Genomic DNA, 25,580 nt, shown 5'->3' with positions numbered 1-25,580 from the left:
CCATGCAGATCCTGACCGCCGCGATGCTCGCGGAATGGCTCGGCGACAAGGCGCGCCCCGCGCCGGTCGTGCTCGACGTGCGCGAACCGTGGGAAATCGCGACCGCGCACATCGCCGGCAGCGTGTCGATCCCGATGCAGCAGATTCCCGCGCGCAGCGAAGAACTCGACGACGAAGCGGAAATCGTCTGCGTGTGCCATCACGGGATGCGCAGCGCGCAGGTCGCGATGTTCCTCGAGTCGCGCGGCTTCACGAAGCTGTACAACCTGCAAGGCGGAATCGACGCGTGGTCGCGCGACGTCGATCCGTCCGTACCGCGCTACTGATCCCGCCGGTGGCGCATCGCGCGCCGCCGCACCGGCCGGCACATCGCCGCCGGTCATACCGACCCGCCGAACGGGCGCGCATGGCGCGCCCGTTTTTCATTCCCGCGCCGGTTCGTCTCGGCGTCATCCGACCTGCGACGGCACCGCGCCGCGCCCGCGCCGCCCCGCTTGCCGCGAAGTCATGGTGCACGACCGTTCCCGCACCGCACGCGGGCACCGGAACGGGGAACCCCGACCGTGCACCATTTCCGCCCGCGACCCTGCACCGCGACGGACCGCGCATGCTGCACGACGCGTCATGCGCCCCGTCGCGACGCCCCGCCCTGCCCCGCGCAGGCACGCCGGGCGTGCATCCGCACGACTGGCACATGCCTTGCGTTATCCGTTGGCCGACGCCGTCAAGGCGCACGCATATCCAACACGTCAAGGGGAACCCGATGAAACGTCGCAGTCTGTTGAAGTTCGGTTCGATGGCCGGCGCGCTTGCGCTCGCGGGCAAGAGCCCGTTCGCGCACGCGGCCGACGCGGGCACCGGCCCGATCAAGGTCGGCATCCTGCACTCGCTGTCGGGCACGATGGCGATCTCGGAGACGTCGCTGAAGGACACCGCGCTGATGACGATCGCCGACATCAACAAGAGCGGCGGCGTGATGGGCCGCAAGCTCGAGCCCGTGGTGGTCGATCCCGCGTCGAACTGGCCGCTGTTCGCCGAGAAGGCGCGCCAGCTGCTCACGCAGGACAAGGTCGCGTGCGTGTTCGGCTGCTGGACGTCGGTGTCGCGCAAGTCGGTGCTGCCGGTGTTCGAGGAGCTGAACGGGCTGCTCTACTACCCGGTGCAGTACGAAGGTGAGGAAATGTCCCGCAACGTGTTCTATACGGGTGCGGCGCCGAACCAGCAGGCGATCCCGGCCGTCGAGTACCTGATGAGCGCGGAAGGCGGCAGCGCGAAGCGCTTCTTCCTGCTCGGCACCGACTACGTGTATCCGCGCACGACCAACAAGATCCTGCGCGCGTTCCTGAAATCGAAGGGCGTGAAGGACGCCGACATTCAGGAGGTCTACACGCCGTTCGGCCACAGCGATTACCAGACCATCGTCGCGAACATCAAGAACTTCTCGCAGGGCGGCAAGACGACCGTGATCTCGACGATCAACGGCGACTCGAACGTGCCGTTCTACAAGGAGCTCGGCAACCAGGGGATCAAGGCGACCGACGTGCCGGTCGTCGCGTTCTCGGTCGGCGAGGAGGAACTGCGCGGGATCGACACGAAGCCGCTGGTCGGCCACCTCGCCGCGTGGAATTACTTCATGTCGGTGAAGAACCCGACCAACACGAAGTTCAAGGACCAGTTCGCCGCATGGGTGAAGGCGAACAACCTGCCGGGCGGCGCGAAGCGCGTGACCAACGACCCGATGGAGGCGACCTATGTGGGCATCCACATGTGGAAGCAGGCCGTCGAGAAGGCGAAGAGCACCGACGTCGACAAGGTGCGCGTCGCGATGATCGGCCAGACGGTCGCCGCGCCGTCGGGCTTCACGCTCGCGATGGACGGCAACCATCACCTGCACAAGCCGGTGATGATCGGCGAGATCCGCGGCGACGGGCAGTTCAACGTCGTGTGGAAGACGAAGACGGCCGTGCGCGCGCAACCGTGGAGCCCGTACATCGCGGGTAACCAGGGCAAGCCGGACATCGTCACGTCGATCCCGGCGTTCCTGCGCCGGCAGCGCACGGCGCTCGCCTGACGCGACGCGGGGCGTCGCGCACCGGCGCGATGCTCCGCCCGCTTGCAGGCGCCGCTGTACCAGGCGCGCTTGCCGACGCACCGCACGCGCCCGCGCATCGCCGCCTGCATCCGCCTTCCACGTCCGACAGGATTTCCCGATGCCTACACGCTTTCGCCGAGCCGCCGTCGCGATCGTCGCGTGCGCCGCCCTCGCGGGCGGATTGCCTCGCGCCGCGTTCGCGCTGACGGCTGCCGATACCGCCGCGCTCGCCGGCGACGACTTCGACGCGAAGACGGCCGCGGTCGAACGGCTCGCCGCTGATCCCGATCCGCGCGCCGTCGCGTTGCTCAACGCGCTGTCGAGCGGCGACGCGCTCGCGACCGGCGACGGCCGCCTGCTGATCCAGTCCGGCGACACCGCACACGATGCGCTCTCGCAGGCCGCGACGCCGGCCGGCGACGCTCAGCCCGTGATGCTGAACAACCTGCTGCGCACGAAAATCGCTGGCGCGCTGTCGGGGCTCGCGCTCGCGTCGCCCGACGTCGCCGCGCGCCGCGACGCGATCGATGCGCTGCTGAAGTCGCCCGACCCGGCACTCAAGCCGATGATCGACCGAGCGCGCGCAAAGGAAACGGATCCCACGCTGAAGCGCCGCCTCGATGCATTGTGGGCGATCGCCGCGCTGCACGACGCCGATCCGGCGAAGCGCCTCGAAGCCGTGCAGGTGGTGGCCGCGCGCCGCGATCTCGACATGATCGAGCAGTTGCGCCCGCTCGTCGCGAAGAATGCCGACGGCAGCTACGCGGAGCCCGACGCGCGTGTGCGCGACGCCGCCCAGCAAGGGCTCGACGCATTGCACTCGCTGCAGCGCCGCGGCGAGATCGCGGGCACGCTGTTCGCGGGGCTGTCGCTCGGCAGCGTGCTGCTGCTCGCCGCGCTCGGCCTCGCGATCACGTACGGGCTGATCGGCGTGATCAACATGGCGCACGGCGAATTCCTGATGATCGGTGCGTACGCAACCTATGTCGTGCAGACGCTGATCCAGCGCTACGCACCCGGCGCGTTCGACTGGTATCCGCTCGTCGCCGTGCCGGTGTCGTTCGTGACGGCCGCGCTGGTCGGCATCGTGCTCGAACGGCTCGTGCTGCGGCACCTGTACGGCCGCCCGCTCGAGACCCTGCTCGCCACCTTCGGCGTGAGCCTGATCCTGATCCAGGCGACGCGGATGCTGTTCGGCGCGCAGAACGTGCAGGTCGTGAACCCGTCGTGGATGAGCGGCGGCGTGACGGTGATGCAGAACCTGATCCTGCCGTACAACCGCCTCGTGATCCTCGCGTTCGCGCTCGCGGTGGTGTTCGTCGCGTGGGCCGTGCTGACGAAGACGCGCCTTGGGCTGTTCGTGCGCGCGGTCACGCAGAACCGCCGGATGGCTGCGTGCGTCGGCGTGAAGACCGCACGCGTCGACGCGTACGCTTTCGCGTTCGGCGCCGGCATCGCGGGCCTCGGCGGCTGCGCGCTGTCGCAGATCGGCAATGTCGGCCCGGATCTCGGCCAGAACTACATCATCGATTCGTTCATGGCCGTCGTGCTCGGCGGTGTCGGGCAGATCGCCGGCACCGTGCTCGGCGGCTTCGGGCTCGGTCTCGTCAGCAAGGCGATCGAGCCGTTCTGGGGCGCCGTGCTCGCGAAGATCGCGGTGCTCGTGATGATCGTGCTGTTCATCCAGAAGCGTCCGCAGGGCATGTTCGCCCCGAAGGGCCGCAGCGCGGAGGCGTGACATGACTTCAATCACCGATTCGTTGTCGAAGCCGCTCGCCGACGCGCCGAAGCCCGCAGCCGCCGCGCGTGCGGAGAACGGTTTCGCGCTCGGCCTGCCGCCCCGCCCCGCGCTGCTGTCGCGCCGCGCGTGGCTCGCGCTGATCGCGCTGTGCATCGCGATCGGCATCGGCGTGCCGCTCGCCGCGCTGGTCGCGCCCGAGTCGAGCGCGTTCCATCTGTCCGCGTATGCGATGACGCTCGCCGGCAAGCTGATGTGCTACGCGATCGCCGCGCTCGCGCTCGATCTCGTGTGGGGCTACTGCGGCATCCTGAGCCTCGGCCACGGCCTCTTCTTCGCGCTCGGCGGTTATGCGATCGGCATGTACCTGATGCGCGAGATCGGCCGCGACGGCAAGTACGGCAGCGACCTGCCCGACTTCATGGTGTTTCTCGACTGGCACCAGTTGCCGTGGTACTGGAGCGGCACGCAGCATCTCGCGTGGGCGCTCGCGCTCGTCGTGCTCGTGCCGGCCGTGCTCGCCTGGGTGTTCGGCTTCTTCACGTTCCGCTCGCGCGTGAAAGGCGTGTACCTGTCGATCATCACGCAGGCGCTGACGTTCGCCGCGATGCTGCTGTTCTTTCGCAACGAGACGGGCTTCGGCGGCAACAACGGCTTCACCGACTTCAAGCGCATCGCGGGCTTCGCGATCACGTCGCCCGGTACGCGCACGGTGCTGTTGCTGCTGACGTTCGCGACGCTCGTGCTCGCGTTCATCGCCGCGCGCGCGATCGTCACCAGCAAGCTCGGGCGCGTGGTCACCGCGGTGCGCGACGGCGAGACGCGGCTGATGTTCCTCGGCTACAGCCCGCTCGCGTACAAGCTGTTCGTGTGGACCGTGTCGGCCGTGCTGTGCGGCATCGCGGGCGCGTTGTACGTGCCGCAGGTCGGCATCATCAATCCCGGCGAGATGTCGCCCGGCAACTCGATCGAGATGGCGATCTGGGTCGCGGTGGGCGGCCGTGGCACGCTGATCGGGCCGATCGTCGGCGCGTTCGCGGTGAACGGCGCGAAGAGCCTGTTTACCGCCTACTTCGCCGAATACTGGCTGTTCTTCCTCGGCCTGATCTTCGTGCTCGTGCCGCTGCTGCTGCCGCGCGGGATCATGGGCCTCGTCGAAACCGTGCTCGCGAAGGGGAAACGCGCATGAACGGAACGGCCCTCTACCAGTTCACGCCGCCGCCCGAGGACGAGCTGCTCGCCGTCAGCGGCACCGCATCGATGGGGCGCGTGGTGCCGCCGGGCATCGACACGTCGCACGGCACGATCCTCTACCTCGAGGACATCGAGGTGAGCTTCGACGGCTTCCGCGCGCTGAAGAAGCTGTCGCTCGCGATCGACGCGGGCGAGCTGCGCTGCGTGATCGGCCCGAACGGTGCGGGCAAGACGACGATGATGGACGTGATCACCGGCAAGACGCGCCCCGATGCGGGCAAGGTGTTTCTCGGCCAGACCATCGACCTCGCGCGAATGAACGAGCCGGAGATCGCGCGCGCGGGCATCGGCCGCAAGTTCCAGAAGCCGACCGTGTTCGAGCAGCATCCGGTGTGGGAAAACCTCGAACTCGCGATGCAGACCGACAAGGGCTGGCTCGCGTCGCTGCGCGCGCGGCTCGACCGCACCGCGCAGGCGAAGATCGAGGAGACGCTCGCGCTGATCGGCCTCGAAAGCGACGCGTATCGCGCGGCGGGCGAGCTGTCGCACGGGCAGAAGCAGCGGCTCGAGATCGGCATGCTGCTGATGCAGCGCCCTGCGCTGTTGCTGCTCGACGAACCGGCGGCCGGGATGACCGACCACGAGACGATGGAGCTCGCCGAGCTGCTGAACACGCTGCGCGGCACCTGCTCGATGATGGTCGTCGAGCACGACATGGAATTCGTCGCGGCACTCGCCGGCGACACGGGCCGCGTGACGGTGATGGCCGAAGGCGCGGTCCTCGCGCAAGGCACCCTCGACCAGGTCAAGCGCGACGACGCGGTGATCGAGTCTTATCTCGGACGTTGATGCAATGCTGAAGATCGAAGCACTGAACCAGTACTACGGCGGCAGCCATATCCTGCGCAACGTCAGCCTCGCCGCCGACGACGGCAAGCTCACCGTGCTGCTCGGCCGCAACGGCGTCGGCAAGAGCACGCTGCTGCGCTGCCTAATGGGCGTCGTCGCCGCGAAAAGCGGCAGCGTGTCGTGGCGCGGCACCGCGCTCGGTGCAATGCCGCCGTACGCGCGCGTCGCGGCCGGGCTCGCGTACGTGCCGCAGGGCCGCGACATCTTTCCGCGGCTCACCGTCGAGGAGAACCTGCTCGTCGGCGCGGCGAGCCGGAAAGCACCGTCGAAGGTGCCCGATCGCATCTACGACCTGTTCCCGGTGCTGAAGGACATGCGCACGCGGCGCGGCGGCGACCTGTCGGGCGGCCAGCAGCAGCAGCTCGCGATCGGCCGCGCGCTGATGAGCGAACCGCAGTTGCTGATCCTCGACGAGCCGACCGAAGGCATCCAGCCGTCGATCATCCAGGATATCGGCCGCACGCTGCGCCAGCTCGTCGACGAAGCGAAGATGACCGTGCTGCTCGTCGAGCAGTATTACGACTTCGCCCAGTCGATCGCCGACCGCTACTGGGTGATGAGCCGCGGCGAGATCGTCGCGGGCGGCGACGCGCGGGACATGGACGCGAACGGCGTGCGCGAGCTGATCGCCGTGTAGCGGCGCACGATTGCGCCGCTGCGCGGTGCCGGCGATCGATGCACGTCATGCGATCGCCGGCGTCATCGCCTCTCCGCTTCACCGCGTCCAGCAACCGGAACACCCAGGCGTATAGTGTTGCGGTAGCATCCTCGATCCCTGCGCCCGTCCCCTGCTTCCCGCCGATGTCTGCCCCCGATTCCCACGCCCCGCTGTCCCGCCCTGCCGTCGCCAAATCGTGGCGCGGCCGCCTCGAACTCGGCTTCGAGCGGCACGGCGCACGCACGACGCTCGCCCACCGGCTGCACGACGGCCCGTTGCGCGTGCAACGGCCGCTGTATCCGGAAGGCGACGCGATCTGCCATGCGGTGATCGTCCACCCGCCGGGCGGCGTCGCGGGCGGCGACCGGCTCGACATCGACATCGCGCTCGGCAGCGGCACGCACGCGGTGCTGACCACGCCCGGCGCGACCAAGTGGTACAAGTCGAACGGCCTCGACGCGACGCAGCGCATCGGCATCACGGTCGGCGACCACGCGAAACTCGACTGGCTGCCGCAGAACAACCTGTTCTTCGACGCGGCGCATGCGTCGCTCGCTTTCACGGTGAAGCTCGGCACGGGGGCAAGCGCGATCGGCTGGGACGCGACGCAGCTCGGCCGGCAGGCGGCCGGCGAAACCTGGTCGGCCGGCCGCATCGTGTCGAGCGCGGCGCTCGTCGATGCCGACGGTCGGCCGCTGTGGACCGAACGCGCGCTGCTCGACGCGCACGATCCGCTGCGCGGTGCGCTGCAGGGCCTCGCCGGCTTTCCGGTGTACGGCACGTTGTGGGCCGCCGGTGCCGCATGCGACGCCGCGCTCGCCGAATCGCTCGCCGCGCGGATGCCGTTCGATGCCACGCTGCGCGCGAGCGCGACCTGCGTGACGCCCGGCGTCGTGCTGGTGCGCGCGCTGTCGACGTCGATGGAAGCGCTGCAACGCCACTTCACCGACTGCTGGCTGCATCTGCGGCCGATCGTGCACGGCGTCGACGCACGGCCGCTGCGCCTCTGGCAAACCTGAGCACGGTCGCACCACGCACCGTTTCGATGCAGCGCCGCGGCCCGCGCTGCACGTTGCCCATGCATCGCGCACCAGAAGCGCGCATCGCGCCGCGTTCCATGCACATGGCACGCGCCTTGCTGCTTACATAACCGATACACGACGCACGCAAAACGACGCGGTGCTACGATGACCCGCGCGTTCGCCCCGTCGCCCACGCACCGATAAAAATTACGTTTTACTGAACGTTTGCCTTCATGAAACTGACTCCCCGAGAGAAGGACAAGCTGCTGATCTTCACGGCGGCGCTGCTGGCCGAGCGCCGTCGCGCACGCGGCCTGAAGCTCAACTATCCGGAGGCAGTCGCCTTCATCACCGCCGCGCTGATGGAAGCCGCGCGCGACGGCAGGACGGTCGCCGAGGTGATGCATTACGGCACGACGCTGCTCACGCGCGACGACGTGATGGACGGCGTGCCGGAGATGATTCCCGACATCCAGGTCGAGGCGACCTTCCCCGACGGCACGAAGCTCGTGACCGTCCATCACCCGATTCCGTGAGGCCCCGCATGATCCCCGGCGAAATCCTCACCGACGACGGCGAACACGAACTGAACGCAGGCCGCGCGACGCTCGCGCTCGTCGTCGCGAACACCGGCGACCGCCCGGTGCAGGTCGGCTCGCACTACCACTTCTTCGAAGTCAACGACGCGCTGTCGTTCGATCGCGCGGCCGCGCGCGGCTTCCGCCTGAACATCGCGGCCGGCACCGCCGTGCGCTTCGAGCCGGGCCAGACGCGCACCGTCGAGCTGGTCGCACTCGCGGGCGATCGTGCCGTCTACGGTTTTCAGGGCAAGGTGATGGGGCCGCTGTAAGCCGCGCCCCGCTCTTCAGGAACAGCACATGACATTACGCTTGAGCCGCCGCGCGTACGCGGAAATGTTCGGGCCGACGACGGGCGACCGCGTCCGGCTGGCCGATACCGAACTGCTGATCGAGATCGAACGCGATTACACGACCTACGGCGAGGAAGTGAAATTCGGCGGCGGGAAGGTGATCCGCGACGGCATGGGCCAGTCGCAGCGCGTGGCCGCCGACGTGCCCGACACGATCATCACGAACGCGGTGATCCTCGATCACTGGGGCATCGTGAAGGCCGACATCGCGATCAAGCACGGCCGCATCGCCGCGATCGGCAAGGCCGGCAACCCCGACATTCAGCCGGGCGTGACGATCGCGATCGGCGCGGCCACCGAGGTGATCGCCGGCGAAGGGCTGATCGTGACGGCCGGCGGCATCGACACGCACATCCACTTCATCAGCCCGCAGCAGATCGACGAGGCGCTCGCGTCGGGCGTGACGACGATGCTCGGCGGCGGCACCGGCCCCGCCACCGGCACCAATGCGACGACCTGCACGCCGGGCCCGTGGCACATGGAGCGGATGCTGCAGGCCGCCGACGGCTGGCCGATCAACCTCGGCTTCCTCGGCAAGGGCAACGCGAGCCTGCCGCAGCCGCTCGTCGAGCAGATCGCGGCCGGCGCGATCGGGCTGAAGCTGCACGAGGACTGGGGCACGACACCCGCCGCGATCGACAACTGCCTGTCGGTCGCCGACGACACCGACACGCAGGTCGCGATCCACACCGACACGCTGAACGAAGGCGGCTTCGTCGAATCGACGGTCGCCGCGTTCAAGGGCCGCACGATCCACACGTACCACACCGAAGGCGCGGGCGGCGGCCATGCGCCCGACATCCTGAAGGTGTGCGGCGAGGCGAACGTGCTGCCGTCGTCGACCAATCCGACGCGCCCGTACACGATCAACACGCTCGACGAGCATCTCGACATGCTGATGGTGTGCCATCACCTCGATCCGTCGATCGCCGAGGATCTCGCGTTCGCCGAATCGCGGATCCGCCGTGAGACGATCGCGGCCGAGGACATCCTGCACGATCTCGGCGCGCTGTCGATGCTGTCGTCCGACTCGCAGGCGATGGGCCGCGTCGGCGAAGTGATCATCCGCACCTGGCAGACCGCGCACAAGATGAAGGTGCAGCGCGGCGCGCTGCCGGAAGACGGCGCACGCAACGACAACTTCCGCGCGAAGCGCTACGTCGCGAAGTACACGATCAACCCGGCGCTCACGCACGGCATCGCGCACGAAGTCGGTTCGATCGAACCCGGCAAGTGGGCCGACCTCGTGCTGTGGGAGCCGGCGTTCTTCGGGATCAAGCCGACGATGATCCTGAAGGGCGGGATGATCGCCATGGCGCAGATGGGCGACCCGAACGCGTCGATCCCGACGCCGCAGCCGGTCCACTATCGCGAGATGTTCGCGACGCGCGGCGGTGCGCTCGCGCGCACGTCGCTGACCTTCGTGTCGCAGATGGCGGCCGATGCCGGTATCGCGGAACGCTACGGCCTCGCGAAGCGGATCGTGCCCGTGCGCAACTGCCGCAACGTGACGAAGGCCGACATGATCCACAACGCATGGCGCCCGTCGATCAGCGTCGATCCCGAAACCTACGACGTGATCGCCGACGGCCAGCTGCTCACCTGCGAGCCGGCCACGGTGCTGCCGATGGCGCAGCGTTATTTCCTGTTCTGATTGCCGGTTTCCGGTTCCTGTTTCATGCGCACCCTCGACAAACGTATTGCCCCGAACGTGAAACTCGCCGCGTCGCTCGTCGCGCGCGCGCCGACGCTCACGCTCGCCTATGACGCCCGCTGCAAGAGCCGCCTCGCGGCGACGCTCGACACCGGCGAAGACGTCGCCGTGCTGCTGCCGCGCGGCACGATCCTGCGCGACGGCGACGTGCTCGTCGCCGACGACGGCGCGCTCGTGCGCGTCGCCGCGGCGCCCGAAACCGTGCTGCGCGTGCGCGCGGCCGATCCGCTCACGCTGATGCGTGCCGCGTATCACCTCGGCAACCGTCATACGCCGGTCGAGATCGGCGACGGCTACCTGAAGCTCGAGGCCGACCCGGTGCTCGCGGACATGCTGCGCCGGCTCGGCACGCAGGTCGAGGAAACGCAAGCGCCGTTCCAGCCGGAAGCCGGCGCGTACGGCGGCGGACACAAGCACGGGCACGATGCGACGTTCGCCGAGGATTACGCGCTTGCGCAGCAGGTGTTCGGCGAGCATCACGGCCATTCGCACTCGCACGATCACGATCACGATCACGATCACGATCACGATCACGATCACGATCATCAGCATGGTCCCGGATGCACGCACGGCCACGGCCATGACCACCACTGAACTCGTCGCGCTGCTGCATCTCGCGTCGCCGGCGCTGCCGATCGGCGCGTACAGCTATTCGCAGGGCCTCGAAGCCGCGCTCGACGCGAACCTGATCCACGACGCCGATTCCGCGCGCGACTGGATCGCCAGCGGCCTGACCGACGTGCTCGCGCATGGCGAGCTGCCGTTCCTCGCGCACCAGCTCGCACGCTGGCACGCGCACGACACGCACACGCTCGTCGCCGAAAATGCATGGTTCGTCGCGAGCCGCGAATCGGCGGAACTGCGCCGCGAGACCGAACAGATGGGCTGGTCGCTCGCGCAACTGTGCGCGTCGCTCGAATGGGGCGATGCCGCGCGCCGCGCGACGCTCGCGGCGATGTCGCCGATCGCGCTGCCGACCGCATTCGCCTACGCGGCCGCCGCGCACGACGCGAGCGCCGACGCCGTGCTCGCCGCGTACGCATTCGGCTGGGTCGAGAACCAGACGTCCGCCGCGCTGAAGGCCGTGCCGCTCGGCCAGCTCGCCGGGCAACGCATCATCGTCGCGCTGCGCGGCGCGATCGACGCGGCCGTACGCCGCGCGCTCGCGACGCCGCCCGACGCCGTCAACACGTTCGCGCCGCAGCTCGGCATCCTGTCCGCACGGCACGAAACCCAGTATTCGCGGTTGTTCCGCTCCTGAACACGACACACGCCATGAACGCACCCGCTCCGTCCCCCGCCCGCCGCACGAAGAAACTGCCGCCGCTGCGCGTCGGCATCGGCGGCCCCGTCGGCTCCGGCAAGACCACGCTGCTCGAAATGCTGTGCAAGGCGATGCGCGAGCGCTACGACCTCGTCGCGATCACCAACGACATCTATACGAAGGAAGACCAGCGGCTGCTGACGGTTGCCGGCGCGCTGCCCGAGGAGCGCATCATGGGCGTCGAGACGGGCGGCTGCCCGCACACGGCGATCCGCGAGGATGCGTCGATCAACCTCGAGGCCGTCGACCGGATGCTGTCGCGCTTTCCCGACGCCGACATCGTGTTCATCGAATCGGGCGGCGACAATCTCGCGGCGACCTTCAGCCCCGAGCTGTCGGACCTGACGATCTACGTGATCGACGTCGCGGGCGGCGAAAAGATTCCGCGCAAGGGCGGCCCCGGCATCACGAAGTCCGACCTGCTCGTGATCAACAAGACGGACCTCGCGCCGCTGGTCGGCGCGAACCTCGACGTGATGGCGTCCGACACGAAGAAGATGCGCGGCGAGCGGCCCTACGTGATGACGAACCTGAAAGCGCTCGAAGGTGTCGCGGACGTGATCGCGTTCATCGAGAAGAAGGGTTTGCTGACGGTGTGAGCGGCGTGGCGGCGCCCTGCGACGCCGCCACGCGTGCCGGGGCGGCATCGCGCCGCCCGCCGTCTATGCGTCGTCGGCAGCGTCCTGCACGCCCGGCGGCGCATGCGCGCCGGCTTCGGCGGGCGGCAGCAGTGCCGCGAGCACGTCGACCGTGCGCGCGGTCGCGCCGCGGTGACGCGCTGCGAACGCCGCGCCGGCCGCACCCATCGCGATGCGCCGCGCGTTGTCGGCAAACAGCGCGTCGAGCACGTGTGCGAGATCGAGCGGATCCTCGACCTGCAGTGCCGCGCCGGCCGCGACCGCGTCGGCGGTCGCCTGCGTGAAGTTGAATACGTGCTTCCCGATCAGTACCGGCACGCCGACCGCGCACGCTTCGATCAGGTTCTGTCCGCCGAGCGGCAGCAGGCTGCCGCCGATGAACGCGATGTCGGCGGCCGCGTAATACGCGCCGAGCTCGCCCATCGAATCGCCGAGCAGCACCGTCACGTCGTCCGGCAGCGGCTCGGCGGCCGGACGGCCGGCTGCGAGTGCCGCCGCGTCGGCCGCCCATGCGGAGCGTCGCACGCACTTGAGCCCGTTGCGCCCGACGAGCGCCTCGACCTCGGCGAAACGTTGCGGATGACGCGGCACGAGCACCAGCAGCGCGCCGGGCGTACGCATCGCGGCGAACGCCTGCAGCACCAGCACCTCCTCGTTCTCGCGCGTACTCGCGGCGACCCACACCGGCCGCGCGCCGATCGCGTCGCGCCACGCATGGCCGCGCGCCGCCAGTTCCGGCGGCGTCGTCATGTCGAACTTCAGGTTGCCGAGCACCGTCACGTTGCGCGCGCCGAGCGACGTCAGCCGCTCCGCATCGGCCGGGCTCTGCGCGAGCACGCGCGAGAAGCCGCCGAACACGTCGCGCGTCGCCGCGCCGAACTTCGCCGCGCGCCGGAACGAACGCGCGGACATCCGCGCATTGGTCAGCACCAGCGGCACGTCCGCGCGGCGGCACTCGTCGATCAGCGTGGGCCACACCTCGGTTTCCATCACGAGGCCGAGCGTCGGCCGCCACGCACGCAGGAAGCGCCGCACCGCGCCGGGCATGTCGTACGGCAAGTAACAGCGCAGCACGCGATCGCCGAAGATCTGTTCGCCGGTCGCGCGGCCGCTCGGCGTCATGTGCGTGAGCAGGATGCGCGCATCGGGACGCGCGCGCATCAGCGCGTCGATCAGCGGCTGCGCGGCGCGCGTCTCGCCGACCGACACCGCATGCACCCAGATCAGCGGCGCGCGGTCGTCGCGCGAGCGGCCCGCCACGTGGCCGAAACGTTCGGCGATGTGCTCGCGATAGCCGCGCTCCTTGCGCGAGCGCACGTAGAGCCGGATGACCGCGGCCGGCGCGACGAGCCACCACAGCGCGCGATAGATCACCCGCAGCATGCGGCGGCCCTCGTGTTGCTTCGGAGAAGAGGCGCGCTCAAACCAGCGCCCTGCCCTTCAGGCGTTCGAGAATGCCGAGCGGCGCGCATTCGCGGCGAACCATCGCGTCGACCGGCAGGAAGAACGTCTGTTCGAGCATGAACTGGCCGGACATCACAGCGTGCGAAGTCTGATCCGAGAAACATATCCACACGCAACCCGGCGGAAACGGCATCGTCTCCTGCGGGCTGGTCTTCTGGTAGTCGAGATCGGCCTTCATGCTGTCGTGCAGGTTCAGCATCAGGTGGTCGTACGCGCTGCGCGGCGACTTCGTCACGTGCAGCAGGTTCAGCAGCCACGCGGCACCCGGCAGCTGCGGCTTGATGCGCGGCAGGAAGCGTTTCGCGACGTCCTCGAACGGCTCGCCGACGCGCCACACGCGCGGCACGCCGGCCGGGTTCACGTTCGTGAACACACGCAGGATGCGCTCGCCGTAGTTGGGCCGCGACGGGAACGCGTCGACGTGCAGCCGGCTGTCGTCCTTGCGCCAGGATGTCTGGCGCGTCTCGACCTGCATCAGCCGCAGGCTCGTCGGCGCGACGCGCAGCTTGCCGCGGTATTCGGGAAACAGGCCGTCGACGAGCGTGCCGGCCTGCTGCTGGAAACGCGCGACGAGCGCGCGCACCGCCGACTGCGTGACGCTGTCGCCGAGCACGCCGGCGAGCGCGCCGCCGTTCGGCGCGAGGCTGATGTTCTTGCGTTTCGGGTCGGCGAGCGCCGGATCGAGCAGCGCTTCCTCGCCGCCTTCGATCGCGAAGCGCAGGTGCGGGAAATACAGCACCTTGCCTTCCTCGACGGCGGCCAGCAGCTGCTCGCGCGGCGCCGACAGGTTGTGTCCGCTCCAGTCGGCGGACGGGACTTCGATGATCTGGGATTCGCTCATGATCGGTTCGCTTGGGTTCGCGCGGGTGCGTGCGGGTTCGTGCGTATGGCGCGGGCGTTACAGGAGACCGAAGCCCGCGAGCGCCGACTTCACCTGCGCGATCGACGGGGGTTGCCCCGCCGTGCCGAGATTGACGACGTTCGGCGACCAGTAGCCGCCGGTCCGCCAGGCCGTCGCGAAATTGTACAGTTCGACCGTCGGACGCTTCAGCGCCGCCGCGATGTGAACCAGACCTGTGTCAACCCCGACGGTGGCGGCCGCGCCGTCGATCAGGCCGACCACGGCCGGCAGCGACAGCTTCGGCGGCACGATCGCCGCCGCGCCGAATTCCTTCGCGAGCCGCTCGCTGGTCGCGCGCTCCGCGTCGTTGCCCCACGGCAGCACGAGCGATGCGCCGCGCCGCACGAGCGCCTGGCCGAGCTCGATCCACGCGGCGTCCGGCCACTGCTTGTCGGCACGCGACGTCGCGTGGACGAACACCACGTACGGCACCGGCAGGTTCAGGCCGAGCGCGGCCACCGCGAGCGCCGCCGCGCGCGTATCGAGGCCGAAGTCGACCGGATCGGCCGGCGTCGGCGCCGGGTCGCCCAGCGCGGCCGCGACGAGTTGCCGCGAGCGCTCGACGACGTGCGTGCGCGGCGCGATCGGCACCCGCTTGCGGTAGAAGAAACGCACGGGCCACTCGTAGCCGGCGCCGTCGGTACGGTTGCCGAGCCCGACGAGCGGGCCGCGCGCCCAGCTCGCGACCCAGGCCGTCTTGATGAGACCCTGGCAATCGATCACGAGGTCGTACTGCTCGGCCGCGAGGCGCTGGCGGAACGCGCGGATCTCGCGCCACGTGGCGCCCGAGAACGGCTTCTTGCGCCAGCGCCGCAACGAAAACGGCAGCACGTTGCGCACGCCGTCGACGAGCTTCACGAGATCGACGAAGCTTTCCTCGACGAGCCAGTCGATCTGCGCATCGGGATGGCGGCGCCGGATATCGGCGATCACCGGCATGTTGTGCACGACGTCGCCCAGCGACGACACGCGCACGATCAGGATCTTTTGCACGCTGAAAAAACGCCGGCTGGCAGCCGGCGACAGGCATAAAGACGCGATTTTATCGCGCCCGGGGGGCCGATCAGGCGAAAAACTGAGGTCGGACTGAATTAGTAGCAGTCAACCGGTTCACGAGCAGTTGATAGCCCAACGCACAGTGTTACGACGCGCGCTCGGTGTGGCGAATCAGACCTGCTGGTGGCCTGCGAATCGCGACAGCGCGAAACAAGGCCTGCGTGACCAGATGTTTCGTCATCCGTTCGCTCATCGCGTAACCGACGATTTCACCGCGGTGCAGGTACCTCTGGCCGGCAGGACACAACCAACCCTTATCGATCGCGATAGAGGTGACGTCACCACACCAGACGTGATTGGGCATCGTCACCGAGACATCCTGGTTCAGCGGATTCGACTCGACAGGCAGGTCGTGCTTCGAATTCGTCGTGGCCTTGATCCGGCGCTTCTGCTTGCATCGCTATCCCGATTTTCTGCACCGCCTCCTGACCCGGTGCAAGCCGATTCGCACGCCACGCTCCTCCAGATGTCGCCGCAGGCGCTCCGGCCTGAAACTTTCCCGGATTCGCCGGTGGACCGTGAGCACCTCCGCTTCCTTGGCGAGGTTCCTACATGGTGGCCGCTCATCGGTACGCCCAGCACTCGGCACATTGGCGGCACGGGGTAGTCTCGTCGCATTTGTTCAATCCGCACCTCACCTCGACGCCTTCGCGAAGTACGTCGCGAACCTTTTGAGGAGAGCGCGCTCCGTTCTGACCTCGACCAGCCAACGCCTGGCCTGTGCCAGCTCGGCCTCCGTTTCTGTCAGTGGCTTCCGGTGTCGGTCGACGACATCTTTCAGCTTGCCGGCCTTCGTCGCCCCCGCCCCCGGTTTGCCAGCATCTTGATCTGACCCTCACCATCTCCTGCCCCGTTTCGCCGCTCCTCGCGCGGCAAGGATCCGCAGGGTTCCAGTCGATAGTTTTGTGTCATCCGCAAGTGATAAACTCCGCGAACCTTTCGTAATACATCGTAACGTTTTTAATACGTCGTAATATTAAAGGCGCTCGCCGAGCCTGGTTCCTCGTCGCTCGATTCATCTAACCCTGTTTCTCTAACACTCGCGGTCACATGTTCGTAGTATTCGATAATGTTGCAAGCAGATTGCTGCTGGTCGGTTCGGTGCTCATTCTCGCGGCGTGCGGCCACGGTACCGACGAGGAACCACAAGGGACGCCCGCTCCGCCCGTCGCCATGCCGGTGCCCGCGCCAGGATCCGACCCTGCGGATGTCCTCGTCTACGGTGCGACGCCGGGCGGTATATCCGCGGCACTGGAAGCCGCGAAACTGAAAAAGCGGGTCGTCATTCTGGAACCGACGAAACACGTCGGTGGCATGACGACGAGCGGGATCGGCGTGACAGACGCCTATCCCCAGGATCGTCTATGGGCAATGGGCGGTTTCGCGCATCGTTTCGTCGACGCGGTAAACACGCGCTACGGGAAGACCTGGACGATGGGCGGCATATTTCACGAGCCGCATGTCGCCGAGAGCATTCTGCTGCAGATGCTTGCCGACGCCCCGTCCGTTTCCGTCGAATACGGTGCCGAACTGGCGAGCGTTCAAACCAATAATCACGAGATCAAGGTCGTCCAGACGAGCAACGGACATAGTTACGCGGCGAAGATGTTCATCGATGCGAGCTACGAAGGCGATTTGCTCGAGAAGGCCGGCGTCGACCATACGCTCGGGCGCGAAGCGAAATCACAATATGGCGAACCCCTCGCCGGCGTCGGCCCCATTTCCATCAAGGACGGCGCGCGTGTGGATCCCTACGTTGTGCCAGGTCAACCGAACAGCGGATTGCTTCCGCATGTGGCGCCCAACAATCTCGGCGCACCGGGCACGGCAGACTCGGCCGTGCAGGCATATGGCTATCGGCTTTGCCTCACTGCGGATAAGGGAAACCAGATTCCCGTCGTCAAACCGGCCAACTACGATCCCAAGGAATTCGAACTGCTGGGGCGCGTCGCCCTGGCTCACCCGGAAATCGTCAAGACGTTCAACTACATCGCGAACGTTCCGATTCCCAACAACAAGTTCGACGTCAATAGCCTCGGCCTGCTCTCTACGGACGAGATCGAGGGAAGCGCGGAGTATGCCAATGCGAATGCGAACGGTCGTCGCCAAATCGAGGCGGAGCACAAGCGTTATACGCTGGCGCTCCTGACGTTTCTCGCGACGGATCCCCGCATTCCGCCAAACGTACGCGATGACGTTCGCTCGTGGGGATTCTGCAAGGACGAGTTCCAGGATAACGGTGGGTTCCCATGGCGCCTTTACGTACGGGAAAGTCGCCGGATGGTCGGTAGCTATGTGATGACACAGCACGATCTGTACACGGAAACCAGGATCCCGGATCCCATCGGTCTTGGTGCATTCCCAATCGATCAGCATACGGTCAATCGCATTGCGGTAGACGGACAGGTCGGTACCGAAGGCGCCATTTGGCAGCCGCTGCCGCGTCCGTACCCGATCTCGTATCGATCGATCGTCCCCAAGTACAGCGAGATCCGGAATTTGCTCGTGCCGGTTGCACTGTCCGCGTCGCACGTCGCGTATTCATCGATACGCGTCGAGCCGACATTCATGATTACCGGTCAGGCGGCCGGAGCCGCCGCAGCGCTCGCCATAGATTCGCGAAGCAGTGTTCAAAACATCGACTATGCAAAGCTGTCCGCGACACTGGTGAGCGAAGGTGCGGTGTTGGCGAACAGATGACGCCGACGGGACAGCATGGCTGCTTGTACTTTCTGAGGATCCCGATGGAATTCTTGGTCGCCTTCACCGACTCAACCGAGAAAGTAGTCGACCCTGAACAATCCTTGAAGGCATATACAGCAAGGCTGCAAGGTCGAGACAATACGGGAGTTGCAGTGAACGGGCAATTTGGCGCGTAAAACCTGCAACTCTTTACAAGGCGACGACAAGGACGTTGCCATCGACGGCAAACTCGATCGGAACCGGCTCAAGGGCGCGCTGGGTGACGCGATCCACGCAGTGCCGTGCGGCGCCACGCACAACCTGCGGATGATCCTGCGCCAGCTGATCCACGATGGACGTCTTACGCTGCCCAGTTTCCGCCAGACACATTAAATTCATCTGGTGCCTGATTGGCTCATGCTCGGTGCGCCGCCAGACACGATGCCACCTTTTGCGCGAACCACATTCCTGCAAGGGTCAACTATCTGCCTGTTCAAGTATTCGAGCGCCGCCGATAAAGCCACGGCCAAGGGGAGCGTGAACCAGAACAACGTCCAGCCAGCTGCCTTCGTAGAAAGAAGGAGCTGGATGGCGAAGGCAGCCTGATAGTGGATGAGATAGATCGGATAAGACAGGCCTCCGATATTTCGATCGATCCATCTGAAATAGCGCCCTTCCGTCGCGGATGCGATGAAGAAGAATGCCACCGCGAATCCCGCCAGATTCAGGTAGTAAGGGATTCCTGCAGCATCGAGCGGGAGGAAATGCAGCGCGCATATAAATCCTGCGTACAGGAGCGTAGCGGTAACCGAGGCATACGTAGTGACGGAAGCCCGACATGCCTTGACTGCGAAATAGAGGCATATTCCGATGCCGTACGGAAGTGCAGCCGCAGGTATCGCATATATCCGCTCGTTCACGTCATGAGCCATCGCAACATGGAACAACACGCCGACAAGCAGGCACAGCACGCCGGTTTTGATGTTGCGCGCAGCACCCAATGCGAGCACCACGTACATGGCAAATTCAACGGCTAGCGCCCATGCCGGCGGCACGACGTGCGATACGCTCGGCTTGCCGGGCAGGGGGAAATCCGGGCGCCAGTACCAGTTCATGGCCAAGCAAGCCCACGATCGCAGCGAATCGGGCAGCAGAAAATTTCGGTGATATGCCTCCGCAAGCGTGGGCTCAAGGGCAATCAGCAAGACCGACATGCCAGCTGCAATCCAGTACATCGGATAGAGCCTCAGGAAGCGGTTCAGGAAGAATCGAAAGAATCCCGATGACCCGAACCCATAATTGCGATGGAGCGTTGCGGTCATCAGATAGCCACTGATCACGAAGAACGTCGACACAGCATAGGTTGCCGTGAGATCAGTCCATCGCCCAAGATGGGCGGCCATGACGATCAGCGCTAGAAAAGTGCGGAGTGCTCCGAGCATGTTGACGGGTCGAATCGGGAAGGGGCGCAATCGCATGTTGCGGGTTGCGCCAATTTTCTCACATCGCGAATCGCCCCTGGTTCGCTCGTAGTGCGCTGATCACAATCGGCCGCAGAACCGTTTCGGCATACCGTCTCGTTCGGTTGCGTGCTGGATCTCGAGACGTGGCCGTATCAAGGGGCCCGATCAGACACTGGCGAGCGGCGGGATGCTTACGCCGATTTTCTCCCCGCCGGACATTTGGTTTCGTAAATTAATTACGCCCAGTGAATCGCCTCGCTGCAAGCTTTAGCCTAAGGTCGAGGTTATATAACTTCCGTCGAATTTGATTCTTGACCAGCCGTAGGCCACCCTCTTTCCAGATTTTCTCGGACGGCAGGTTGAGATTGTGCGGCCTCCGGATTCGCTGGGCCGGCTTCTCGATGATCATGAACTGATCATCCCCCCGGTCGGACAATTCGTAGTTTGAGTTCCTCATGAACTCTTCAACCGGACTGAAATCCCACAAATGCCATACAAACTCGGCGTTATGTTCAACGACCTCAAATCCGGCATATTCAACGATCTGATGCATTTCGTGTTTCGTGAATTCACGGAAGTGCCAGTCATACATCAATGGCGCTTGTTGCATCATCGCCCGCTGAATTGCCCATAGGCTGGTCGCATTCGGAGTTGAGATCAGCGCACGCCCCCCAACTCGAAGAACCCTGTAGACCTCATCGAGGAAAAAGAATATTCCGTTCAGCGTCGTAGCCTGCCGATAAGAAATGTCCGAAATATGCTCGATGACTTCGGTACAGATTACGTTGTCGACTGAATTATCGGCAAAAGGAAGCGGATCATATCGCAGATCGCTTTTGGTCCCGCGGACGGTTGAGCCTGGAAAGAACGACCATATCACTTTGGAGCTCAAGTATTCGAGGCTACCGATTTCGACACAATACCCTCGGTGAAGCTCGAACGCTTTCATGTATTCGACCGTCAGCGCGAAACGCCTCGTATCGAAATGAAGACCTCCGCCGCCGACGCCAAGACGTCGGCCCTCCTCGTCGACGCGCCTCGTCGCTTCGGTGATTGTCTCCTGATTTATATATGGCGAATCAAACCTCATTCCTGCGGCAATGGTTTCCATATGTCAATGCTCTGTTGACAGCTGGTGGGAATGTTCGGTCAGGACATTGTATAGCATCCTCCGCTATTTCCGAATTGCACCAACCAACGGAGTGATGACAGGGCGCAAACCCGTCTCTGCGTTAGCCGCCTTATCGGCATATTCCACATCGACCGGATGAGTCAGATATTCGGAATAGCCATGAACGCCAGCCCGGGAGCCTTTAGGCTCGTCGAATACGCAGATTTTCCCGTATTTGCGCGCTATCTAGCCCGCTTGGATTCTGGATCCGATATGAACCTATATAAATGAAGTCGATGATTTGGGTGTGCATCCGACAGGCGAAGCTGCACTCGACTACCCAATGTCTGGGCAGCAACACGAAACGCGAAGCTGTCCGGGATCATTGCACTGGGTTGAGCTTTGCATTCATCGCACACACGCAGCTGTTCTCGCCGGTCACGCACCATCTGAAGCAAGGTTCGTAACACGCTCCGGCGTGAGCTGACGTTCGCCGACACCGAGCAAGCAGCCAAGGCCGCATGCAACCCGGTGACACCGGCGCAGCGTTCGCGGCAAGCTGCAAGACAAGATGGTCAACCACAACGCCCGTCCACCGCTTCTCCACGCTGATGGCTGAGCTGGGCGGCAGCGTGCGCCACATCTGTCGCCCCCCGGACCGGGCGCCGACCTTCGACATTGCCACCACGCCCAAACAAACGCACTCGATCTGATCAGGCAGGCCTGGCCGTAGACAGAAACCGGGACCTCAAAATCACATCGAATGCTTGCGGCACAAGGACAAACCCGCCCCGTTGCGACTGGAATTGCAGTCTAGCCGCACACAGTGCGAAAAGCGGCCTCACGCGATGCGCGTGCGCCGCTTTTCGGACCCAGCCCTGAGGGCGTTTAGCACCAGTGGCGGCCGCGCCGCCACCGGCACTCAGAACGGCAGCTTGACGTCCGGCTTCGCGGCCGTCAGCACGCGGCGGAAGTCTTCCTGGATGCGCTCGAGCCCTTCCTGCGTCTCGGCCTCGAAACGCATCACGACGACCGGCGTCGTGTTCGACGAACGCGCGAGGCCGAAGCCGTCCGGGTACTCGACACGCAGGCCGTCGATCGTCACGACTTCTTCGGCGCCGTCGAACTTCGCCTCCTTCTGCAGCTTGTCGATCAGGCGGAAGTTCTCGCCTTCGTCGAGCCAGAGCTGCAGTTCGGGCGTGCTCATCGCGTCCGGCAGGCTGTTGAGCAGCGCGCTCGGGTCGGCCGTCTTCGCGAGGATCTCGAGCAGGCGTGCGCCCGTGTAGAGGCCGTCGTCGAAGCCGTACCAGCGATCCTTGAAGAACACGTGGCCGCTCATTTCACCGGCGAGCGGCGCACCCGTCTCGCGCAGCTTCGCCTTCACGAGCGAGTGACCCGTCTTCCACATCAGCGGCTCGCCGCCCTTCGCTTTCACCCATTGCGCGAGGTGGCGCGTGCACTTCACGTCATAGATGATCTGCGCGCCCGGGTTGCGCGACAGCACTTCTTCCGCGAACAGCATCAGCTGGCGGTCCGGATAGATGATCTGGCCGTCCTTCGTGACGACGCCCAGGCGATCGCCGTCGCCGTCGAACGCGAAGCCGATCTCGGCGTCGGTGTCCTTGAGCGCCTGGATCACGTCCTGCAGGTTTTCCGGGTGGGCGGGATCGGGGTGGTGGTTCGGGAACGTGCCGTCGATGTCGGTGAAGCGCTCGACGAGCTCGCAGCCGAGCGCCTTGAACAGGCGCGTCGCGAGCGGGCCGGCCACGCCGTTGCCGGCGTCGACGACGAGCTTCATCGGACGGGCCGGCTTGATGTCGCCGACGATGCGCGCGATGTATTGGTCGGCCACGTCGAACTGTTCGTACGAGCCGCTGCCCGTTTCGAAGCGCTCGTCGACGATGCGGCGGTACAGCGCCTGGATCTGCTCGCCGTAGATCGCGGCGCCGCGCAGCACCATCTTGAAGCCGTTGTAGTCGGGCGGGTTGTGGCTGCCCGTGACGACGATGCACGAATCGACGCGGCGCTCGCCGTCCTTCAGCGCGAGCGGCACGTTCGCCGCGAAATAGCCGACCGGCGTGGGCACCATGCCGACGTCGACGACGTCGACGCCCGCCGCACGCAGGCCGTCGGCAAGCGCGCCGACGAGCTCCGGCCCGGACAGGCGGCCGTCGCGCGCGACGACGACCGCATCGCCGCCCTGCGCGCGCACTTCGCTGCCGAATGCCCGGCCGATCCCGCGCGCCGTGTCGGTGTCGAGCGTCTTGCCGACCACGCCACGGATGTCATATGCCTTGAAGATGGATTGGGAGATCATCGATTCACTTCTCTCAGTTGCGTGCATGGAAAATTGTCTGGCTTGCCTGGCCGCCGCTCGCCGGTGCCGCGCATGATACATGCCCGCCCGGCGAGGAGCGCACCCGCTGGCGCAGAACGGCGGAAGCCACCCCGATCCCACTTATAATCGCGGGTTTTGATGACGCGCATGCCGCCCATTTTAATGCCTAGCCGTCCCGCCGCCGCCGACCTGCAGCCTTCGGGCGCCCAGCCGGCCCCCTTGCGCGCACGCCGCCACAGCGCATGCTGAAGCGCTTCGGCAACCCGGACGTCGCGAAGGCCGTCGCGAATCTCGTCTGGCTGGGGCTCGAACGGCTCACGCAGATCGGCGTCGCGATCGCGATCAGCGGCCTGCTGGCCCGTTATTTCGGGCCGGATGTGTTCGGCAAATGGCAGTATGCGAATACGCTCCTCCTGGTACTGGCGCCGCTCACCTGGGTGTGCGGCGCGGAAATCCTCGTCCCGACCATCGTCCAGCGCCCGCCCGCCCAGCTCGGCGCGGTACTCGGCAGCGCATTCGCGCTGCGCATCGCCGTCTCCGCCGCCGCGCTCGTCGCGACCTGGATCGCGATCGCCGCGGGCGCCTTCGATCCGCTGGTCGGCGCGATGCTCGCGGGCCTGGCGGTCACGATGGTGTTCCGCGAGCCGTTCGTCGGCGTCATCAACGCGTGGCTGCAGAGCATGACCTACAGCAAGCCGCAGCTCGTCACCAGCATGGTCACCGCGCTGGCGAAGGCGCTGCTCGTCTGGCTGCTCGTCCGTGCGGCCGCGGGCCCTGCCCGCTTCGCATGGCTGTGGGCGCTCGAGGCCGCCGCCATCGGTTTCGCGCTGATGCTGTACTACCGGCATCGTAACGGCGGCTCGCTCGGCTGGACGTTCGACAAGCCGCTGTGCAGGCACTTTGCGACGGCCGGCACCGTGTTCTGGCTCGGCCTCATCTGCATGTACCTGTTCCTGAAGCTCGACCGCCTGATGCTCGAGCGTCACGTGTCGTTCGCCGATCTCGGCCGCTACTCGGCCGCGCAGCAGCTCAACGAGAACTGGATCACGCTCGCGCTGATGCTCGCGCAGACGATCGCGCCCGCCTTCGTCTATCGCGTGCAGGACGTCGCGCGGCTGCGCCGCAACATCGTCCGGCTGATCGCGATGACGGCCTGCCTGATGACGGCCGGCGCGCTCGTGCTCGACGCCGCCGCCCCGCTGATCGTCGGCAAGGTGTTCGGCCGCGGCTACGAGGCGTCGGTCGACATCTTCCGTTGGGCGGTCTGGCTGTCGGTGCCGGCCGGCATCGAGGCGATAGGCAATCTTATCGTTCTCAAATATCAAGCAAAATTCGTGTTGCTGTCGAAATGGCTGCTCGCGCTCGCGATCGCCGCGCTCGTCAACCTGTTCGCGATCCCGCGGCTCGGCCTGTACGGCGCGCTCGTCGGGCTGGCGGCCGGCTATCTGGCCGCCGCCGCCGTCAACTTTTATTACATCCGTTTCAAGCTGCGACCATGACGTCCCCTGATTGCCCGACCCCGCTCGACGACGTGGCCGTGCTGATGCCGGCCTACAACGGGCACGACGACGTCGTTCGGACCCTCGCATCGTTTCGCGAGGACACGCCCGTGCACGTGCTGGTCGTCGATGACGGCAGCACGCCGCCGATCGTCGCGCCCGACCTGCCCGGCCTCACGATCGACGTGCTGCGCATGCCGGAGAACGGCGGCATCGAGCGCGCGCTCGCGGCCGGCATCGACGCGCTCGCCGCGCGCGGCTTCCGCTTCGCGGCGCGCATCGACGCGGGCGATCTCGCTGCGCCACAGCGCCTCGCGAAGGAGCGCGCGTATCTCGGCGCCCACCCGCGCGTGGCCTGTGTCGGCATGTGGACGCAGGTCGTGTCGCGCGCCGGCGAACCGCGCTTCATGCTGACGCCGCCCGCCGATCCGCGCACGCTGCGCCGCACGCGCTTTCTGCGCTCGCCGCTCGTGCATCCGTCGGTCATGCTGCGCATCGACGCCGTGCGCGAAGTGGGGAACTATCGTGCGAAATACCGTGCGGCCGAGGATCTCGATCTTTTTTTGCGGTTAATGCAACGCTACGATTGCGCGAACCTGCCGGAACTCGGCCTCTATTACGAACTGAACGAGGGCGGGATCAGTGCGACCAAGCGCCGGCGCCAGCTGGTGTCGACGCTCACGCTGCTGTTGAGCCACTTCAACGCGCTGAACCCGTACGACTGGGCCGGCCTCGCCAAGAACCTGCTGCATTTCGTGACGCCGTACCGTACGTTGCAGCGGATCAAGCAGACGCTGTTCGCCGCTCGGCCGTCCGCCTGACGCGCAGCCGGCGTTTTCGGCCATT

23 protein-coding genes and 1 pseudogene are annotated in these 25,580 nt (G+C 66.1%); 17 read left to right on the top strand and 7 right to left on the bottom strand.

Features of this window, described 5'->3' with window-relative positions; all coding sequences use genetic code 11:
• Positions 1-2 precede the first annotated feature (2 nt).
• The 13 genes from ABY44_RS31035 (at position 3) to ureG (ending at position 12,181) form a co-directional block, all read left to right on the top strand.
• Complete coding sequence (locus ABY44_RS31035; RefSeq protein ID WP_011351193.1) at positions 3-326, top strand: rhodanese-like domain-containing protein; 324 nt, start codon at positions 3-5, stop codon at positions 324-326.
• Positions 327-763: 437 nt separating this feature from the next.
• Positions 764-2,071, top strand: a complete 1,308-nt coding sequence (urtA, locus tag ABY44_RS31030; protein ID WP_059685649.1) for an urea ABC transporter substrate-binding protein — start codon at positions 764-766, stop codon at positions 2,069-2,071.
• 139 nt (positions 2,072-2,210) lie between these two features.
• Entirely contained in the window at positions 2,211-3,830 is a 1,620-nt protein-coding gene (gene urtB, locus ABY44_RS31025; protein ID WP_059695927.1) for an urea ABC transporter permease subunit UrtB, read from the top strand.
• Position 3,831: 1 nt separating this feature from the next.
• On the top strand, positions 3,832-5,019 hold the full coding sequence (urtC, locus tag ABY44_RS31020; protein WP_021161913.1) for an urea ABC transporter permease subunit UrtC: 1,188 nt from the start codon (positions 3,832-3,834) through the stop codon (positions 5,017-5,019).
• On the top strand, positions 5,016-5,873 hold the full coding sequence (urtD, locus tag ABY44_RS31015) for an urea ABC transporter ATP-binding protein UrtD (protein WP_027788161.1): 858 nt from the start codon (positions 5,016-5,018) through the stop codon (positions 5,871-5,873). The genes urtC and urtD overlap by 4 nt, the downstream gene beginning before the upstream one ends.
• A gap of 4 nt (positions 5,874-5,877) precedes the next feature.
• Positions 5,878-6,570 carry an urea ABC transporter ATP-binding subunit UrtE gene (urtE, locus tag ABY44_RS31010; RefSeq protein WP_060174667.1) on the top strand — a complete coding sequence of 231 codons (693 nt, stop codon included), beginning with the start codon at positions 5,878-5,880 and terminating at the stop codon, positions 6,568-6,570.
• Positions 6,571-6,734: 164 nt separating this feature from the next.
• Positions 6,735-7,610 carry an urease accessory protein UreD gene (locus ABY44_RS31005; protein ID WP_060174666.1) on the top strand — a complete coding sequence of 292 codons (876 nt, stop codon included), beginning with the start codon at positions 6,735-6,737 and terminating at the stop codon, positions 7,608-7,610.
• A gap of 236 nt (positions 7,611-7,846) precedes the next feature.
• Positions 7,847-8,149 (top strand): urease subunit gamma, encoded by a 303-nt coding sequence (locus tag ABY44_RS31000; protein WP_006491064.1) that lies wholly within the window; start codon positions 7,847-7,849, stop codon positions 8,147-8,149.
• A gap of 8 nt (positions 8,150-8,157) precedes the next feature.
• Positions 8,158-8,463 carry an urease subunit beta gene (locus ABY44_RS30995; RefSeq protein WP_021161917.1) on the top strand — a complete coding sequence of 102 codons (306 nt, stop codon included), beginning with the start codon at positions 8,158-8,160 and terminating at the stop codon, positions 8,461-8,463.
• 28 nt (positions 8,464-8,491) lie between these two features.
• Positions 8,492-10,198 carry an urease subunit alpha gene (gene ureC, locus ABY44_RS30990; protein WP_431643092.1) on the top strand — a complete coding sequence of 569 codons (1,707 nt, stop codon included), beginning with the start codon at positions 8,492-8,494 and terminating at the stop codon, positions 10,196-10,198.
• A 24-nt stretch (positions 10,199-10,222) separates the two neighbouring features.
• Positions 10,223-10,852 (top strand): urease accessory protein UreE, encoded by a 630-nt coding sequence (gene ureE, locus ABY44_RS30985; protein ID WP_431643089.1) that lies wholly within the window; start codon positions 10,223-10,225, stop codon positions 10,850-10,852.
• Positions 10,839-11,519: an urease accessory protein UreF gene (locus tag ABY44_RS30980; protein ID WP_060174740.1), complete on the top strand. Its 681-nt coding sequence runs from the start codon at positions 10,839-10,841 to the stop codon at positions 11,517-11,519. The genes ureE and ABY44_RS30980 overlap by 14 nt, the downstream gene beginning before the upstream one ends.
• A gap of 14 nt (positions 11,520-11,533) precedes the next feature.
• Positions 11,534-12,181, top strand: coding sequence for an urease accessory protein UreG (gene ureG, locus ABY44_RS30975; RefSeq protein ID WP_027788168.1), 648 nt, complete (start codon positions 11,534-11,536; stop codon positions 12,179-12,181).
• Between the two features lie 63 nt (positions 12,182-12,244).
• Here the strand turns inward: ureG and waaA are convergent, their stop codons facing one another.
• From waaA to ABY44_RS30955, 4 genes and pseudogenes are all read right to left on the bottom strand, one after another.
• Positions 12,245-13,603 carry a lipid IV(A) 3-deoxy-D-manno-octulosonic acid transferase gene (gene waaA / locus ABY44_RS30970; RefSeq protein ID WP_431643088.1) on the bottom strand — a complete coding sequence of 453 codons (1,359 nt, stop codon included), beginning with the start codon at positions 13,601-13,603 and terminating at the stop codon, positions 12,245-12,247.
• 37 nt (positions 13,604-13,640) lie between these two features.
• Positions 13,641-14,525 (bottom strand): Kdo hydroxylase family protein, encoded by an 885-nt coding sequence (locus tag ABY44_RS30965; RefSeq protein WP_021161704.1) that lies wholly within the window; start codon positions 14,523-14,525, stop codon positions 13,641-13,643.
• Positions 14,526-14,582: 57 nt separating this feature from the next.
• Positions 14,583-15,578 (bottom strand): lipopolysaccharide heptosyltransferase I, encoded by a 996-nt coding sequence (gene waaC / locus ABY44_RS30960; RefSeq protein WP_021161705.1) that lies wholly within the window; start codon positions 15,576-15,578, stop codon positions 14,583-14,585.
• A 151-nt stretch (positions 15,579-15,729) separates the two neighbouring features.
• Positions 15,730-16,440, bottom strand: a pseudogene (locus ABY44_RS30955) (DDE-type integrase/transposase/recombinase); the annotation flags it as partial.
• Positions 16,441-16,691: 251 nt separating this feature from the next.
• On the opposite strand from ABY44_RS30955, the gene ABY44_RS30950 reads away from it, so the two are divergent.
• The gene (locus tag ABY44_RS30950) at positions 16,692-18,341 is read left to right on the top strand and encodes an FAD-dependent oxidoreductase (RefSeq protein WP_081084643.1); all 1,650 of its coding nucleotides are present in this window, start codon (positions 16,692-16,694) and stop codon (positions 18,339-18,341) included.
• Between the two features lie 168 nt (positions 18,342-18,509).
• Complete coding sequence (locus tag ABY44_RS30945) at positions 18,510-18,716, top strand: hypothetical protein (RefSeq protein ID WP_431643105.1); 207 nt, start codon at positions 18,510-18,512, stop codon at positions 18,714-18,716.
• 2 nt (positions 18,717-18,718) lie between these two features.
• Here the strand turns inward: ABY44_RS30945 and ABY44_RS30940 are convergent, their stop codons facing one another.
• From ABY44_RS30940 to ABY44_RS30930, 3 genes are all read right to left on the bottom strand, one after another.
• Entirely contained in the window at positions 18,719-19,765 is a 1,047-nt protein-coding gene (locus ABY44_RS30940) for an acyltransferase family protein (RefSeq protein ID WP_431643086.1), read from the bottom strand.
• 253 nt (positions 19,766-20,018) lie between these two features.
• On the bottom strand, positions 20,019-20,897 hold the full coding sequence (locus tag ABY44_RS30935; RefSeq protein ID WP_431643084.1) for a class I SAM-dependent methyltransferase: 879 nt from the start codon (positions 20,895-20,897) through the stop codon (positions 20,019-20,021).
• 922 nt (positions 20,898-21,819) lie between these two features.
• Positions 21,820-23,214: a phosphomannomutase/phosphoglucomutase gene (locus ABY44_RS30930; protein ID WP_021161706.1), complete on the bottom strand. Its 1,395-nt coding sequence runs from the start codon at positions 23,212-23,214 to the stop codon at positions 21,820-21,822.
• Positions 23,215-23,477: 263 nt separating this feature from the next.
• On the opposite strand from ABY44_RS30930, the gene ABY44_RS30925 reads away from it, so the two are divergent.
• Together ABY44_RS30925 and ABY44_RS30920 are read left to right on the top strand one after the other, a co-directional pair.
• Positions 23,478-24,734: a lipopolysaccharide biosynthesis protein gene (locus ABY44_RS30925; protein ID WP_060174661.1), complete on the top strand. Its 1,257-nt coding sequence runs from the start codon at positions 23,478-23,480 to the stop codon at positions 24,732-24,734.
• On the top strand, positions 24,731-25,555 hold the full coding sequence (locus ABY44_RS30920) for a glycosyltransferase (protein WP_027788176.1): 825 nt from the start codon (positions 24,731-24,733) through the stop codon (positions 25,553-25,555). The genes ABY44_RS30925 and ABY44_RS30920 overlap by 4 nt, the downstream gene beginning before the upstream one ends.
• Positions 25,556-25,580: the final 25 nt, after the last annotated feature.

Source organism: Burkholderia sp. ZZQ-2 (genome assembly GCF_050768715.1).
Taxonomy (GTDB): Bacteria; Pseudomonadota; Gammaproteobacteria; order Burkholderiales; family Burkholderiaceae; genus Burkholderia; species Burkholderia cepacia.
Note: the sequence above shows the minus strand (reverse complement) of the source record. Positions and strands in the feature narration are given on the sequence as shown.